This window comes from Salinimicrobium oceani (assembly GCF_012037645.1).
The window spans coordinates 1-396 of the sequence record NZ_JAAVJR010000885.1 but is presented as its reverse complement, the minus strand read 5'-3'; the positions used below and the strand labels follow the sequence as shown (position 1 = coordinate 396).

Here is a 396-nt window from a genome sequence, read left to right as displayed (position 1 = left end):
TGCCTCTTAATGGGCAGTGATTGTGATGAGGGCTGGTGCCCTGAAGTAGTTGTTGGTAACAACGTTACGCTTTCCATCAATGTTGAGAGTCGTGAGCAGGCCGATAAATTATTCGAAGGCCTTTGTAACGGCGGAAAGATCAATATGCAGATTGGCGATGTCTTTTGGGGAAGCTACTACGGTATGTGTACAGATAAATATGGAGTGACCTGGATGATCAATTACGTAAAGCCCGAAGGCAACTCTTAATTTATTTAGCTGCATTCCTGGTCTTATTTTAAGGTTGGTAAATCTTTAAAGTTTGCTTCATATGAAACTAAAATCCATCACGCTTCTTAAGGATCTCCTGGAGCGTACAAAACAGAATCTTACAGCTGTTGAAGACTTTAGAGCACA

1 protein-coding gene is annotated in these 396 nt (G+C 41.4%); it reads left to right on the top strand.

Annotation, left to right across the window (positions count from 1 at the left end; genetic code table 11):
* Positions 1-249 (top strand): VOC family protein (locus HC175_RS19885; RefSeq protein ID WP_209310135.1); only part of this gene is annotated, 249 nt, incomplete at its 5' end.
* Positions 250-396 lie beyond the last annotated feature (147 nt).